Here is a 14,115-nt window from a genome sequence, read left to right on the forward strand (position 1 = left end):
GTTCTATGAGGCTTACACGGACTACAACTATCAAATGACTCAATTTGAAGGGCTTGTGTCGCAACTTGCTTTGAAAATCACTGGCAGCATGAAGATCACTTACCAAGGTAAGGATATTGATTTCACGCCTCCATGGAGACGTCTGACTGTTCACGATGGTGTTCGTGAATACGCGAAGATCGATCCCGACAAGGCAACAGATCAAGAGTTGTTCGAGGCCGTGAACAAACACGGCGGTCATATGGAAACTCCGGGCAAACGTGGCGAAATGATCATGGAGTTGTTCGAACTGACAGCAGAGCAACATTTGTGGCAACCGACGTTCGTGATGGATCACCCGAAAGAGATTTCTCCACTGACGAAAATTCACCGTGGGGATGATCGTTTGGTAGAGCGTTTCGAGCCATTCGCAGCCTGCATGGAAATCGGAAACTCCTACTCAGAGTTGAACGATCCAGAAGATCAAACAGCGCGTTTGAAAGAACAAGAAGCCAGCCGCGGCACTGACGAAGAAGCTCATCCGATGGATGAAGACTTCTTGTTGGCGATCGATTCTGGGATGCCACCAACAGGTGGTGTGGGTCTCGGAATTGAACGTATCGTGATGCTTTTGACAGATCGTCCTAGTATCCGCGATATTATTTTCTTCCCTACAATGAGAATTACGAAATAATTCGTTGTACACTTAAGGGAGCGAAAGCTCCCTTTTGTTTTTTGCGAGGTCGTATGCGTTTCATCATCTTTCTTTTGTTAATTGCAGGTCTTTTCACCGCTTGCCAAGAAAAGGCAACAAAGGTCACGGCTCAAGAGCCCATCATCAGCAGCAATTTATCCGCTGAAAAAATCATGGCCGACAATCCGGTGATTTTAGATGTGCGCTCTCCATTTGAGTACAACTTGGCCCATGTGCCTGGTTCGATCAACGTGCGCTGGGAAGATTTTTCGGAACAAAGTCCCGAGTATCGTGGCCTTCTTCTTTCAGATCTTTGGAATGTCGCTCGTCGTTTGTCTTTGATCGGTATTGATCCCGATACAAAAGTTGTCGTCCTTGGAAAAGGACGCCAAGGCAACGGAGAGGAAGGTCGCATCGCTTGGACGTTGCAGGTTTTGGGCGTGCGCAATGTAATCACTACGGTTCATACATCTTATCGTGAGTTGAACCCCAAAGAAGAATCTGAAGGTATTAAGAACAAGCCTTATTGGAAACCCGTTGTCGATGAATCTCTTAGAATTGGATTGGATGATTTTAAAGCTTACGCCTTTCAAGAATTGCCAGAGATGAAATCCATGAGTCGCGCGCGCTCGAAGGCCTTAGGTGGGCTTCCGCCCGGTGCCTTGGATGCTCCGGTAGCAAGTTTGTTTGGAATGAATTTCAACGATGCTAAAGGCAAAGTTGTAATTGTCGATGTTCGCGGTCCACAAGAATTTGCGATCAACAATCTGACTAAGATCAAAGGTGTGAAAGCTCCGGTTGTGAATATTGAATGGCGTGAATTCTTTAACGATAAAGGTCTTCCTAATAAAGAGGTTGAAAAGATTTTGGCAGCCAAAGGTGTGACGAAAGATAAAATCGTCATGACAATCAGCAATCACGGTGTGCGTTCTGCTTCGGCGGTATATGCCTTGCGCTCGATGGGTTTCCGCCAGTCTTTGAACTATGCTGGGGGCTATGAGCAATGGAAGTAAAGGGTGCTGAGGTTGATAATATTTTACGTGATAAGATCAAACTCTATGAGCACTTGGGTATCACTATTGTTGAAATCAATTCGCACAAGGCACACTTTCATGTGTCTTTAGAAAAAAACCTCAACCACAAAGGTACAGCTTTTGGTGGCAGTCTTTATGCAACCGGTGTCATGGCGGCTTACGCACTGGTGTTAGCGGGTCTGAAGCATTATCAAATCAGCACAGACAATATTGTAATTTCTAAAGGCGAAATTTCCTATCTTCGCCCCGTTGATACGGACTTCGACGTCATCGCAAGCTTCCCTTATGCAGATGATGAAGAAGCTTTTTACAATGAAATCAAAACCCGGAAGCGAGCCAAGAAGACCGTCAAGGTTCAGATACTGGCAGGTGGCGGTGAAGGGAATGCCGTTGCAGATCGTGACGGCTCTCTGAAGGCTTCACTTTCTGGGGTTTTCGTTGTCAACGCGTGAATAAGCGCTTCAACAACTTCGACTTTTTTCACCGGTTTCACCATGTATTGATCACATCCGCTAGTCAGAGTTCTTTGCAGCTCTTCCAGGACCGCTGTCGCTGTCAAAGCGATGATGCACGTCCTTGGGCGCGATTCCTCTTTTTCAATATGTCGAATCAACTCGGTAGCCTTATAACCACTCATGACCGGCATTTGCATATCCATAAAAATCACGTCGAATTTTTCTTCTTTAAATTTATCTACGGCCTCTTTGCCATTCGCTGCCTCGGTAAAATCAAAAGGCATGGATTTCAAATAATGAGTGATCAACACGCGGTTATCCTCTGAGTCGTCCACCAGAAGAATTTTAAAGCGACGATTGCCAAAGTACTCTGGCCACTTCGACGGTTTGACCTGTCCTAGATCTTGAGGGCCCAGGAAGTCGGGATGGTGAGGCAGAGTGATTTTAAACGTCGTACCTCGTCCGGCCAGACTCTTCAGCTCAAGATGGCCTCCCATGATCTCAACTAAGTTTTTTGAAATCACAAGCCCCAACCCTGTGCCGCCATAGCGACGTGTGATGGTCTCCTCACCTTGAACAAAGGGAGAGAAGAGTCCTTGCTGTTTATCTCGAGGAATTCCGATGCCAGTATCTCGTACTTCCACCACCAATTGTTCACTGTCATTTCTTTCGACATGAACGTTCACACTGACTTCGCCTTCTTCGGTGAATTTTAAAGCGTTGCCGATCAAATTAAATAAAACCTGACGCAGACGGGTCGGATCACCCATTTGAAATAATGGCACATCAGGAGAAATATTTAACTCAAAATGCAGACCCTTTTCTTCAGCTTTAATTTGCAAAATTTCAAAAACACTTCGAATGGTCGAGTGCAAATTATAAGAGATGTTTTCAATCGTCAAAGCCTTGGCCTCGATTTTTGAGAAATCCAGAAGATCGTTGATGAGGGCCTTCAGATTTTCCCCGGCATGACTGAACAAGGTCAGATAGCGCTCTTGATCTTTAGACAAATTTGTTTCGCGTAAAAGTTCCAACATTCCTAAGACAGAGTTAAGTGGCGTGCGAATCTCGTGACTCATGCGAGCTAAGAACTCTGATTTTGCTCGCGAGGCCTCTTCCGCTTGTTCCTTGGCAATCTTCAGCTCATTCTCGGCTTCGATAATCCGCACCAGACGCTTTTGATGATAAGAAACGGCAGAGCCTGCCACGATGGCGGTAAAGCATAAAGTCAGCAGTGTGGCGATGATTTGAATGCTTTCAAGATTGCGAGGCCACTCCTCGCCAGCTAAGGCGGGCAATGCCAAAGACAAGAATACGATGACTGTATTTACGATAATTGAGAACTCCAAACCATACCAAATAGCCGGAAGCAAAACGAAAAGCCCCATGAAATACCACGTGCGGAAGATCGGAAGGGCTGCACTTAATAACAAGGCCAATCCGAAGGCCGCAGATAATACGACTTTTTCTTTGAGTGAAATTTTCCACTTCCACTTCAAATCAAAGTCTTCAACGGCGAACAAATTTAAATTTTTCTTATCTAAAATTGGCGTCAGCACAATCAATAAGGGCAACGTAACGGTGACACCACCCATAAGATCACCGACAAAAGAGGCTCCGCCTTGCCAGATTATCTGATTGCTAGACGTGATAGATTTCGCCAAATATAAAAAGACTTGAGATAAAACTGCGGCGAGAGCCGCCGGTAAAATCAGACCGTGAACAGCATAGACGACAAGATTATACGGGTTCGGCGACCAGCGAGTGTCCTTCAAGCGCTCTTTCACAAATAAATAAGAGGCCCATACTTCGATGACTTCAAACAGTCCCCAAATGGGATAGTAAGCCATTTTGTGCAAGCCCCACAGGCTGGCAGAAAGAACCGCATTGATATATAAAGCGGGAAGAATGCGATAGCCCCACCATCGGACCATGGCAAAACCGAAGGCCACGGGAAAATAGAATGTCGAAACACCCGGAGCAACTTGATAGATTAAACTCAATCTTGTCCCGAGATGAAAGATGAACAGAGGAAGAACCCAAGTCCACCAAGGCAATGATTTCTTTTCCATGGTTTTAGTTTAAGGAAAAGATCAGAGCACATCCAAGAAAGTCTGATTTGTTTGTTTAAGGACAGCGAGATTAGTTAGAATTTGATAGGCCAGTCAAGTTTCCGTTAATCACAAGATAGCCGTGTTCGTGGGGATTGTTCTTAGGATTGACGTGCAGCCAATGTACAACTCCGCCTTGAGGCGAGTAAGAATCGACAACAAAATCTCCGCAAGCGATAAGTTCATCGCCAGACCTGTAATCTGGCACAGCTCCAAATTCTACGTTGTAGACGACCTCAATACGATCGTGAGTGGTTGACAGATCTTTATCTAGATCAACTTCAAAATGAACATGCCCATGGTCGTTTTCGGTCATTGCGACAATTGTACCTTTGATAAAGGCACGATAGGTGATTTTTTTGTTGCCCTGATCTCTCCATGCAATGACTTGTTCATTATTAAAATCAATCGTTGCGTTTTTTGCCTTGCAAGCAGGAAGCTCCGCCGCCCATAGGCTTGCAGCCAAAAGATTCAAAGCTAAGAACAGAAAGAACGCTTTGAGATTCATGAACTATTCCTGTTCCTTTGCGCCGGCGTCGATCCATTTTTTAAGGAACAAACGTTCATCGGCGGTCAAGGCAGGAAGACCTGATTTTGCAGGCGGCATATAACGTTTTTGAGTCGAATCTGTGATTTTCCAGATCTTACTTTCTTCAGCAGTTGCACCCAAAACACCTGCTTCTTTCATGCCTTCAACAGAATCAAGCACTGTTTCCACATCATGAACTTCGTGACCATGGCAACTCAAACATTTCGGGGCCAAGACGTACTTTTGCAAATTATCGAAAGTCACAGGAAGTTTTGTGATGTCCGGCTTGTCTTCTTTAGGTGGAGGTAAAGCTCCCGCACACTTCGCAAGCTCTTTGATCTTCACGCTCTTGCGACCGACAGCTTTATCGGCAAAGTAAGTTTCAAGAATTTGTTTTTCACAATCTGTTAGAGATTTATAGCCGCTGGATTTTGGTGGCATTTGGTTGCTGTTCACTTCATCCAAGATCGACTTGCTAATGGCAAGTGCTTGAGCTTCTGTGCCCATCGCATTTTTGCCGTTCGTGTGACATTCCATACAAGCACGCATTGCTGTTGATTTCACCACATTGAACGTGATTTCTTGGTCGGCGTATGACAAGGCTCCTAAATCAGGAAGACTGCTTTTGCCAGATTTGAAAAGACCTGCTTCTTCCAGCGGATAGCTACAGCCCACAAAGGAAAGACCCGCCATAGAAATAAAAAGAATGAGACTTAACTTTTTCATGATAGAGGTTTTACCAGAAATGGTTCCCCAGCCGTGTAATAAAAATCAGCCCTATCAAAAACTTCAAGGCTGTTTAGAGTTTTGACAGAAGGGGTTGCAATGAAATTGGTGGCAAATTGTCTCTGAAAACCTTTAAATTGGATCTCGCAATCCATTGCGATGATTATTTAGATTTAGGGAACCCACAGAGAATGAAAATAGGATTGATCAAGAAAGTTGGAGTATCGAAGTAACTTTATTCATCAATAATAGTTTCAATTACCAAAGCTTGTTTAAAGGTTTTTTGGTGCCGCCAGTAATATAGAAATCCATAGGTCAGCCCAAGAATAAATCCAACCAAATGGGCCTTATAACTAATGGCGGGATCAAAAGCCGTTGCAGGCATGAATATCCCTAGCGCCACACCCACAATGCGCAGGGTTCGTTGGAAGTAAGTTCTTCGTCTATCAAGCAAGAAGTATAGCGCAAGCCAAGCGCCGCCCATCCAATACACCACCCCAGAAACACCAATCAGAGCAACAGTGGGAGGATAGCTTGCAATCACGATCCAATTTGTAAGTCCTCCGAATGCAAATGCTGCCAAAGGAAATAAGAAAACACCAAAGTACCCAGTGAGAAAATATCCCAGAATAAAAAATAGAATCGAATTGGAAACAAGATGTCCCACATCCGCATGAGCGAACAATGTCGTCCATAAACGCCACCACTGATGTTGATCGAAAACGGCGGTTTGAGTGGCCTCCATCCAATGGTGAAGATGCAGGAAGTTAGTTTGATAAATCAAACTGCCAAGAACAAGCAGAAGTGTCGTGACCGCCGTGATGATGCTTGCGTATTTAGAAGGTTTTTGTGAAAGCCAGGTCTCGCGGACCCGTTGCCAGATTAAAGGGGGAGCGGATGGTTGGGTGTACTCAGGACTGACCGGCGACGGTTCCATAGGGGCCTCCGCGGTAGAACATGGTGTCGTAATTTACCCTGTCAAGTGGAGTCAAAAAAAATGCCGCAGAAAATCTGCGGCATCGAACCGATAATCTTTTAAATGAAACGGACTACTTAGAAATTTTCAATGCTTGAAAAGCAGCGTTCTGAGAGGCCGGTTCACGTCCCGCACGAGCTGTTGTCACACAATCTTGTCTTTGGATATCTGACAAGTCTTTGTCTTCACCGCAACGATCTAAAGCTGCCGGATTGAAGGATTGTCCTTTGATGCTGTCCCAGCATTTCCAGAATGCGCCGTCTTCCTTTTGCAGATTGCAAACCGTGGCTGCATACCAATCAACTTCTTCCTTTTGAGTGCGTTCTTTGCACTGTTGAATATCTTTTTCGCCAACGAAACGGTCACAGAAACCTTGTGGGTTTGTTGGTTCTAACGCCAGGGCGATGAGTGGAATCAATGCGATCAACGCGATGGAGTGCAAAATATTTTTCATTTTCTATGCGGCCTTTATCTTAAATAAAACAGAGTACATTGCTTTCAACATGTCGGGATCATAGCGACCCGCCAATTTTTCCTTCATCATTGCCACAGCATCTAACGGCTTCATCGGCACGTTGTAAGAACGCTGAGTTGTCATTGCATCATACGTGTCAGTGATCGCAACAATGCGCGCGAACGGATGAATTTCATCACCAACAAGTTGTTGCGGATAACCATTGCCAGCCCAAGACTCGTGATGTTCAAAGCAAGCTGCCTTAATGGCGTCACTGATGTTCGGATGACCATTCAAAATAACCAGACCGTATTGTGGATGCATTTTCATTTGCTCCCACTCGGCATCAGACAAGCCACCTTTTTTGCAAAGAATATCGAGGCTGACGTTTCGTTTGCCAATATCATGGAAAAGGGCACCCACGCCAAGTTCTTCAAGATCCTTCGGGCTGTACCCCAAAGCCTTACCCAAACCCAGCGAGTAAATGCTGACATCCAGCGAGTGATTGTAAGTATAGAAGTCATGACCTGATAAAGAGATCATGAAGCCCATGGCTTCAGGAGCGTTCTCCATCAAATCGATGAAGTCCGTGATGATAGGGCGTGATTCATCGAGAGCGGTGTTTACATCGGGATTTTCAAAAAGATCTTCCATCAGAGCCACGGAGGACTCGCGTAGGATTTTCGCTTTTGAAAAAGGATCGATAGAGGCAGAATTCATCTCTTCGCGAACCCAGTCGCGGTAAGATTGTTTGTCTTCGACGCGTACAAAGAAAGAATCCCCTGTATCGCGAGAATGAAGCTTCTCAATCTTGCCGTCGGAAAGCTTGTCGCCAGCGCGCAAATACAAAATGTATTTATTGTCGACATAAATAAAAATATCGAAACTCGTCACTTTGTCAGGACGAATTGTGCTTAGGCGAATTCTGAAATAGTTGCTCGACTCCATAGGGAAATTCTGCCATGAATACATTGACTTAGAAATAAAATCCGCCAATATGATCAACTATGGCCCTTCGTCTAGATACGCAAATCATGTACCTAAAAGGCGTCGGTCCCAAGTTGGGGGACCTCTTCGCGCGCAAAGGTTTAAAAACCTTGAGGGATCTCTTTGAGTTCTATCCGCGGGCATACGAGGACCAGCGTGCGGCTCGAAATATTGCCAGTCTCAAAGTGAATGATATCGTCAGTATCAAAGCGACAGTCGTCGCAGTTCATAGTGTCAATATGGGACGCTCGACGCGGAAGATGTATGACGTTGTGGTGAAAGATGCCTCGGGGCAAATTCACTGCAAGTACTTTCGTGTTCCTTACAAAGGTTATTTTGAAAGATTCAAACCCTTCACTGAAGTCCGTGTCGTCGGTAAAGTCATCGAGTATCGCGGTCGTCTCGAGTTCCATCACCCCGACATTCGTGATGTGGAACCCGACGAGGAAACTCAAGATGCCTTGATTCCGCTGTACACAGAAATCGAAGGTCTTGCCACCTCAAAGATCATGAAGCTTGTTCGTCAGGCTTTTGCGCAAATTGAAGAGTGGCCTCAAGAAGCTCTACCAAAATGGATGCTGGAAAAATACAACCTAAAGCCTCGCAAAGAGGCTTTAAAGGAAATGCATTATCCAGATCCGACAAAAGCTTCTGAGTATGCGGAATTTAAGACGGCGTCTCAGCGTCGTATTATTTTCGAAGAATTTTTCTGGTTGGAGCTATGGCTTGCTTCAAGAAAAACGGGCTTTCAGAAGGCCGCCGCGCCGAAAATTTTGAATGCGGGTAAAAAACTTGCAGAGCTTGAAAAGAATCTGCCATTTCAAATGACGGGCGCCCAAAAGCGCGTCTTTGGTGAAATCAAGACCGATCTTGAAAGAGGTCACCCCATGCATCGCCTGGTTCAGGGGGATGTGGGCAGTGGAAAAACACTGGTAAGCTTTATGGCGGCTTTGTATGCGATGGAAAGCGGTTATCAAGCTTGTTTGATGGCGCCGACAGAGATTCTGGCTGAACAACATTTTAAAAACGCCAAAAAAGTTCTAGAACCCTTGGGGGTTCGTCTGGCGCTGCTTGTGGGGAAAAGTAAAGCTTCTGAAAGAAAACAAGTTCTTTCTGCTTTGCAGGCGGGCGAAGTGGATTTGATCATCGGAACTCATGCCTTAATTGAAGATGAAGTGCAGTTCGCGAATCTAGGACTGGTCATCATCGACGAGCAACACCGCTTCGGTGTCGAGCAGCGTGGTGTTTTAAAAAACAAGGGCAATTCGCCTCATTTCTTGGTCATGACAGCAACTCCGATTCCAAGAACTTTAGCGATGACCGTATATGGCGATCTGGATGTTTCCATCATCGATGAAATGCCGCCAGGACGAAGTCCAATTCAAACCCGTGCGATCTTTGACAGCAAAAGACCTCAAGCTTTGCAGTTTATGCTCGATCAACTTAAAAAAGGCCGTCAGGCTTACTTTGTTTATCCACTGGTCGAGGAAAGTGAAAAGATTGATTTAAAGAACGCCGTTTCCGAATACGAAAAACTTCAGCAGCAATTCCCTCAGGTAAAATTCGGTTTGTTACATGGAAAGATGAAACCTGACGAAAAAGATCAGGTCATGGAGCAATTTCGTCGTCACGAAATTCAAGTCCTGGTTTCAACAACCGTGATCGAAGTCGGTGTCGACGTTCCAAATGCTAACATCATGATCATCGAGCACGCGGAACGTTTCGGTTTGTCGCAACTTCATCAGTTGCGCGGTCGCGTAGGGCGGGGCGAGCATAAAAGTTTCTGCATACTGATCATGGGTTACGCTGTTTCCGAAGAGGGGAAGCAAAGAACCGAGATGATGGAAAAGACATCGGATGGTTTTAAGATTGCCGAATTCGACTTGGAAATGCGCGGCCCCGGAGAGTTTATGGGAACTCGTCAATCAGGTCTTGCAGGTTTCAAGCTTGCGAACTTGATTCGTGATATGCAGATCTTACAAGATGCTCGAGAGGCTGCTTTCGAAGTTCTGCGCAAAGATCCGAAGCTTTCCTTCATGGATCACCAAGGTCTACGTGAGGAATTGCTGCGCGAACATGGACCTGCGGCTCTTGCTGGTATTGCTTAGTTTTCGTTTGAGTTTTTAAATTATCCAATAGAGTTTTTTTAATGCGGGGATTTGGTTGCTGGGGTGAACTCCTTTGCTACTGCTGCGTTCGGCACGCCGTCCGGGCTCTGTTGCCGCCACGACTTCGTCGTGGTTCGCGCCATCGTGGCGCCGGCAAAGGCCGTACTTCGCAGTAGCAAAGGAGTTCGCCCCAGCAACCAAATTGTGCATTAGAAATTTGTGTATTAAATCTCTAAGTCAGTACAATAAGTAGTAATAGACAAATTCGCGGGAATCGTGCGTGTGGCAAATCTTGTGAGGCATGGAATACGATGCATGCAGTTTGATGTTATTATTCTGTTGTCTGTCGCTAGAAAGCAGTTCGCAAAGCCAACACCCCAAAAAAACAATGGAGCAGAAGACCACCAAAAAATTAACTCACACATTGGTGAGCAGAGCGACGCCATCAGCAGCGAAGGCACAAAATTTGGCTAGCGAGAGGGGATTTTCCTTAGCTACTGCGAAGTACGGCCTTTGCCGGCGCCACGATGGCGCGAACCACGACGAAGTCGTGGCGGCAACAGAGCCCGGATGGCGTGCCGAACGCAGTAGCTAAGGAAAATCCCCTCTCGCTAGCCAAATTCCTCGCACGACAGCTCACTGATAGACAGAGCCCGTTTGCCAAAAGACTTAAGAAAGAAAGTTTTTTTGTGTTGCTGGCAAATCTTTTTTTTGTCATGCTTTTATTCAGAGATCACAAGGATGTGTTCAAAATGAAAAAGAGTTTCTTCAGCGTTGTTGCAGCAACAGTCGTTCTATCATTCGGAATTTCCAGTTCGTCGTTCGCGGCGGCTCCAGAATATCAAGTCAGTATGCGTGTGGGTCTTAAAGGCCAGGCTCCTATTTCCGTTAACACCGTAGCCAAATCAGGCAAGAAGTCTTTCGTCAGCGAATTTTCTGATGACGGGCAAAATGAAACCATCGTGGAAGTCTTGGCGAAAAAATCTCAGGTTAACCACAAAGATGGCATCTTCATGGACGTCATTGTCACTAAAAGAGTTCGTGGTGTGAAGAAAGCTTCCGAGCGTGCCCAAGTTTTTGCGCTTGAAAATCAAGAGATGGAGTTTGGCGTAGGATCGAAAGGTCGTATGGCAGGGAATATGTCCCTTGCTGTCATGGCGCATCAATTGTAATCCCATTGATACTGTTATCAGCCTATGATTTAAACCTCCCTTGAGGGAGGGCGTCATGGGCTGCAAGTTCCTGGCATTTTTAATCGCGACGATTGTCATCCTTCCATCCGCGTTTGCGGGTCATCTTCTGAAATTAAATTCCGCCACAATTGATACTTCAAAAACCTCTGCTGTTTTGTCTGACGTCACCGATTTGAATCGCTCGACATCCGAGTTCATCGTTCAGTTTACAAATAAAATTCAAGAGTCCGATAAGGCTGAAATCAATAGGCGCTTCATGGTTTTTGGTTATCTTCCTGATGATGCTCTGGTGGTCCGTGGTGTTCATGAGGACCTTCTTTTTTATAAAAGATCTCATCCGCAAATTCGAACAATTCTGAAGTATTCACCGCAGTTTAAGATCAGTTCTGAATTAAACACTTTAAATGTTTTCAATAAGGACGAAGTGATTAGCTTGACGATTCATATCTTCCGCGCGAGCGAAAGTTCCAAAATCTTACGTCAGCTTTTGCAGTTGAATCCTCAAGTGGAACTTGAAGATATTCAAGGCGCTCACTTAGTGATTTCAAGTGCACGCAAATTCATTCCCCAGATTGCAGCCCTTAAGGGTGTCGAGCATTTAGAAGCCACACCTCATATGGAGCTTTATGATTTCAGCGTGAATGACGCTCAGGCATCATCTGACTACAGCACTCTTACGGGTTTCGAAGATGGAACCAAAGTCATCGGGATGAGCGAAGCATGGTCGCAAGGTTTCACCGGAAAAAATCAAATCGTCGCGATGGCAGACACCGGGGTTGATTCCGGTGACACCTCAACTATCATTCCCGATCTTCAGGGTGCCATAAAGGACGGAGCAGCCTTCGGTCTTCGCGCCACATCTTGGATGGACCCTATGGGACATGGAACCCATGTGGCAGGGCTGTTGGTGGGGCGCGGAACTTTGTCAGGCAGAGTGGTGAAAAGCTCGGCTCATGATGCCATGTTAGTCGCAGAAGGAATGTGGTCACCCATTGTTAAAAACATGACGGTTCCATCACAGTTATCTGTGTTGTTTGATAAAGCCTACCAAAGCGGGGCCCGAATTCATTCGAACTCTTGGGGCTCAAACAACAACCTTGGTGCCTACGACACTTCGGCGGCACAGGTGGACGAGTGGATGTTTAAAAATCCTGATATGCTTGTTGTTTTTGCTGCCGGCAACAACGGCAGTGACATGGATAAAGATGGTCGTGTGGACGGGGCCTCTTTGGGGTCGCCCGGAACTGCAAAAAACTGTCTGACGGTGGGGGCCTCCAAGAACCGTGTCGCTCAAGGTGGTGTGCAGGGACCGCTGAATAAGATGACGGATGGCAGAACTCTATGGTCGGCAGAGCCCTTGGCTTCTTCCACCATGTCAGACACTGAAACCGGGCTTGCGCCTTTTTCCTCCCGCGGTCCCACAAGAGATGGTCGTTTGAAACCTGATATTGTGGCACCTGGAACAAACATCCTTTCTACAAAATCCCATCAGCAAGGCGCTTCAAGTCTTTGGGGTTTTTTCAATAAAGACTACACGTGGTCGGGGGGAACTTCGATGGCGGCACCTCTTGCGGCAAGTGCGGTAACAGTGGCTCGTCAGGTGCTTGTAGAGAAGTGGGGCTTCGTAAATCCTTCAGCGGCTTTGATGAAGGCCTTCATGATTCATTCGGCAGAAGATTTGTATCCCGGGCAATTCGGTGAAATCGGACAAGCTAAGGGGCAGGAAATCCTAACTCGCAGGCCGAATATGGATGAGGGGTATGGCCGTGTGAACATGGCGAATCTTGTAAATTTGGGTGAGGGCACGCATCTCATCGACGAGCGTAAAGGTATCGCTCAGGATCAGGTCATGAGTTATGAGTTTACAGTCAAACAATCCGCAGATCTTTATGCGAATTTGGTGTGGACGGATGCTCCCGCCTCGGCCAATGCCGCCGTGGCTTTGGTGAACGATTTGGATCTGGAACTCACATTCCCAGATGGGCATGTTTTGGCCTCTGAAGACCACGTCAATAATCTAGAAAAGATCGAGATTTCAGGTCTAATGCCCGGAACTTATAAGCTCGTAATTAGGGGCTTCCGGATTCCCCAAGGCATCAATGGACTACAGCCATTCGCGTTTATTTACACTGTTCGCGAGCATTGATGTTGAATCTTAAATACCTGAAATCATTACCCACTGCGGCTCTTGCGGAAATGTGATTTTCATTCTGACTTTCCTTCTGAAAATATTTCCTGGAGCGGTGCTCTAGTTTGATAACTCGTGTCAAATTTGATAGAACTAACTCGGTTCGAACTCTGTCAAAAGCTCTAGTTATCTAGGGGAGGTTCTCGGATGCAGACGTTTAATATCGGTGATAATGCAGTTTATCCCGGCTACGGCGTAGTTAAAGTCGTAGCTATTGAAACAAAAGAAATGCTCGGCACGAAAACTACGTTCTACAACATGCAGTTAGTCGATACAGGTCTTAAAATCATGATCCCAACGACAAATGTAAAGTCAGCGGGACTACGTCCTATTATTTCCAAAGCTGAAGCTGCTCGCGTTGTGGGCATTTTAAAAGAAAAAGACATCAAAATTGACAACCAAACTTGGAACCGTCGCTACCGTGAATACATGGAGAAAATCAAGACGGGTTCTGTTTTTGAAATTGCTGAAGTTTTGCGCGACTTGTTCCTGTTGAAAGCGGATAAAGAGCTTTCCTTCGGTGAGCGCAAGATGCTTGATTCTGCCCGCAGTCTTCTTTTGAAAGAACTTACTTTGGCGACAAGCCAAGAAGAGCTTTTTATGGAAGAAGAAGTGAAAGCGATCTTCGGTGTCACAGCCTAAAGGGCGAGACCCGATAGGTGTCACCGACCTGAAGCAACT

Annotated in this window: 14 protein-coding genes; 8 read left to right on the top strand and 6 right to left on the bottom strand. The window is 45.9% G+C overall.

The window, feature by feature from the left end; translation table 11 throughout:
* The 3 genes from VF412_RS05740 to VF412_RS05750 form a co-directional block, all read left to right on the top strand.
* Window positions 1–673, top strand: a 673-nt coding sequence (locus VF412_RS05740; protein ID WP_331338259.1) for an amino acid--tRNA ligase-related protein, incomplete at its 5' end; no start/stop codon positions are given.
* A 53-nt stretch (window positions 674–726) separates the two neighbouring features.
* Window positions 727–1,686, top strand: coding sequence for a sulfurtransferase (locus tag VF412_RS05745; protein WP_331338260.1), 960 nt, complete (start codon window positions 727–729; stop codon window positions 1,684–1,686).
* Window positions 1,677–2,159 carry a YiiD C-terminal domain-containing protein gene (locus VF412_RS05750; protein ID WP_331338261.1) on the top strand — a complete coding sequence of 161 codons (483 nt, stop codon included), beginning with the start codon at window positions 1,677–1,679 and terminating at the stop codon, window positions 2,157–2,159. The genes VF412_RS05745 and VF412_RS05750 overlap by 10 nt, the downstream gene beginning before the upstream one ends.
* Here VF412_RS05750 and VF412_RS05755 read toward each other — a convergent pair.
* From VF412_RS05755 to VF412_RS05780, 6 genes are all read right to left on the bottom strand, one after another.
* On the bottom strand, window positions 2,063–4,234 hold the full coding sequence (locus VF412_RS05755) for an ATP-binding protein (RefSeq protein WP_331338262.1): 2,172 nt from the start codon (window positions 4,232–4,234) through the stop codon (window positions 2,063–2,065). The genes VF412_RS05750 and VF412_RS05755 overlap by 97 nt on opposite strands.
* A gap of 70 nt (window positions 4,235–4,304) precedes the next feature.
* The gene (locus VF412_RS05760) at window positions 4,305–4,781 is read right to left on the bottom strand and encodes a DUF3465 domain-containing protein (protein WP_331338263.1); all 477 of its coding nucleotides are present in this window, start codon (window positions 4,779–4,781) and stop codon (window positions 4,305–4,307) included.
* A 3-nt stretch (window positions 4,782–4,784) separates the two neighbouring features.
* Entirely contained in the window at window positions 4,785–5,528 is a 744-nt protein-coding gene (locus VF412_RS05765; protein WP_331338264.1) for a c-type cytochrome domain-containing protein, read from the bottom strand.
* 235 nt (window positions 5,529–5,763) lie between these two features.
* Complete coding sequence (locus VF412_RS05770; RefSeq protein ID WP_331338265.1) at window positions 5,764–6,465, bottom strand: rhomboid family intramembrane serine protease; 702 nt, start codon at window positions 6,463–6,465, stop codon at window positions 5,764–5,766.
* A gap of 112 nt (window positions 6,466–6,577) precedes the next feature.
* Window positions 6,578–6,958, bottom strand: a complete 381-nt coding sequence (locus tag VF412_RS05775) for a hypothetical protein (protein ID WP_331338266.1) — start codon at window positions 6,956–6,958, stop codon at window positions 6,578–6,580.
* A 3-nt stretch (window positions 6,959–6,961) separates the two neighbouring features.
* Entirely contained in the window at window positions 6,962–7,906 is a 945-nt protein-coding gene (locus VF412_RS05780) for an HD-GYP domain-containing protein (RefSeq protein WP_331338267.1), read from the bottom strand.
* Between the two features lie 59 nt (window positions 7,907–7,965).
* Here VF412_RS05780 and recG point away from each other — a divergent pair, with 59 nt between their 5' ends.
* The 5 genes from recG (at window position 7,966) to VF412_RS05805 (ending at window position 14,076) form a co-directional block, all read left to right on the top strand.
* Complete coding sequence (gene recG / locus VF412_RS05785; RefSeq protein WP_331338268.1) at window positions 7,966–10,053, top strand: ATP-dependent DNA helicase RecG; 2,088 nt, start codon at window positions 7,966–7,968, stop codon at window positions 10,051–10,053.
* Window positions 10,054–10,354: 301 nt separating this feature from the next.
* On the top strand, window positions 10,355–10,648 hold the full coding sequence (locus VF412_RS05790) for a hypothetical protein (protein WP_331338269.1): 294 nt from the start codon (window positions 10,355–10,357) through the stop codon (window positions 10,646–10,648).
* 157 nt (window positions 10,649–10,805) lie between these two features.
* The gene (locus tag VF412_RS05795) at window positions 10,806–11,225 is read left to right on the top strand and encodes a hypothetical protein (protein WP_331338270.1); all 420 of its coding nucleotides are present in this window, start codon (window positions 10,806–10,808) and stop codon (window positions 11,223–11,225) included.
* Window positions 11,226–11,280: 55 nt separating this feature from the next.
* Window positions 11,281–13,392: a S8 family serine peptidase gene (locus tag VF412_RS05800; RefSeq protein WP_331338271.1), complete on the top strand. Its 2,112-nt coding sequence runs from the start codon at window positions 11,281–11,283 to the stop codon at window positions 13,390–13,392.
* A gap of 189 nt (window positions 13,393–13,581) precedes the next feature.
* Window positions 13,582–14,076: a CarD family transcriptional regulator gene (locus tag VF412_RS05805; RefSeq protein ID WP_331338272.1), complete on the top strand. Its 495-nt coding sequence runs from the start codon at window positions 13,582–13,584 to the stop codon at window positions 14,074–14,076.
* Window positions 14,077–14,115: the final 39 nt, after the last annotated feature.

Origin of the sequence: Bdellovibrio sp., from assembly GCF_036384735.1 — a bacterium.
Classification (GTDB): domain Bacteria; phylum Bdellovibrionota; class Bdellovibrionia; order Bdellovibrionales; family Bdellovibrionaceae; genus Bdellovibrio.

Bases quoted from the DNA above. Each gene is read 5' to 3' on its own strand.
- VF412_RS05745 (WP_331338260.1), top strand. From the start codon at position 727: ATGCGTTTCATCATCTTTCTTTTGTTAATTGCAGGTCTTTTCACCGCT.
- VF412_RS05750 (WP_331338261.1), top strand. From the start codon at position 1,677: ATGGAAGTAAAGGGTGCTGAGGTTGATAATATTTTACGTGATAAGATC.
- VF412_RS05755 (WP_331338262.1), bottom strand. From the start codon at position 4,234: ATGGAAAAGAAATCATTGCCTTGGTGGACTTGGGTTCTTCCTCTGTTC.
- VF412_RS05760 (WP_331338263.1), bottom strand. From the start codon at position 4,781: ATGAATCTCAAAGCGTTCTTTCTGTTCTTAGCTTTGAATCTTTTGGCT.
- VF412_RS05765 (WP_331338264.1), bottom strand. From the start codon at position 5,528: ATGAAAAAGTTAAGTCTCATTCTTTTTATTTCTATGGCGGGTCTTTCC.
- VF412_RS05770 (WP_331338265.1), bottom strand. From the start codon at position 6,465: ATGGAACCGTCGCCGGTCAGTCCTGAGTACACCCAACCATCCGCTCCC.
- VF412_RS05775 (WP_331338266.1), bottom strand. From the start codon at position 6,958: ATGAAAAATATTTTGCACTCCATCGCGTTGATCGCATTGATTCCACTC.
- VF412_RS05780 (WP_331338267.1), bottom strand. From the start codon at position 7,906: ATGGAGTCGAGCAACTATTTCAGAATTCGCCTAAGCACAATTCGTCCT.
- recG (WP_331338268.1), top strand. From the start codon at position 7,966: ATGGCCCTTCGTCTAGATACGCAAATCATGTACCTAAAAGGCGTCGGT.
- VF412_RS05790 (WP_331338269.1), top strand. From the start codon at position 10,355: ATGGAATACGATGCATGCAGTTTGATGTTATTATTCTGTTGTCTGTCG.
- VF412_RS05795 (WP_331338270.1), top strand. From the start codon at position 10,806: ATGAAAAAGAGTTTCTTCAGCGTTGTTGCAGCAACAGTCGTTCTATCA.
- VF412_RS05800 (WP_331338271.1), top strand. From the start codon at position 11,281: ATGGGCTGCAAGTTCCTGGCATTTTTAATCGCGACGATTGTCATCCTT.
- VF412_RS05805 (WP_331338272.1), top strand. From the start codon at position 13,582: ATGCAGACGTTTAATATCGGTGATAATGCAGTTTATCCCGGCTACGGC.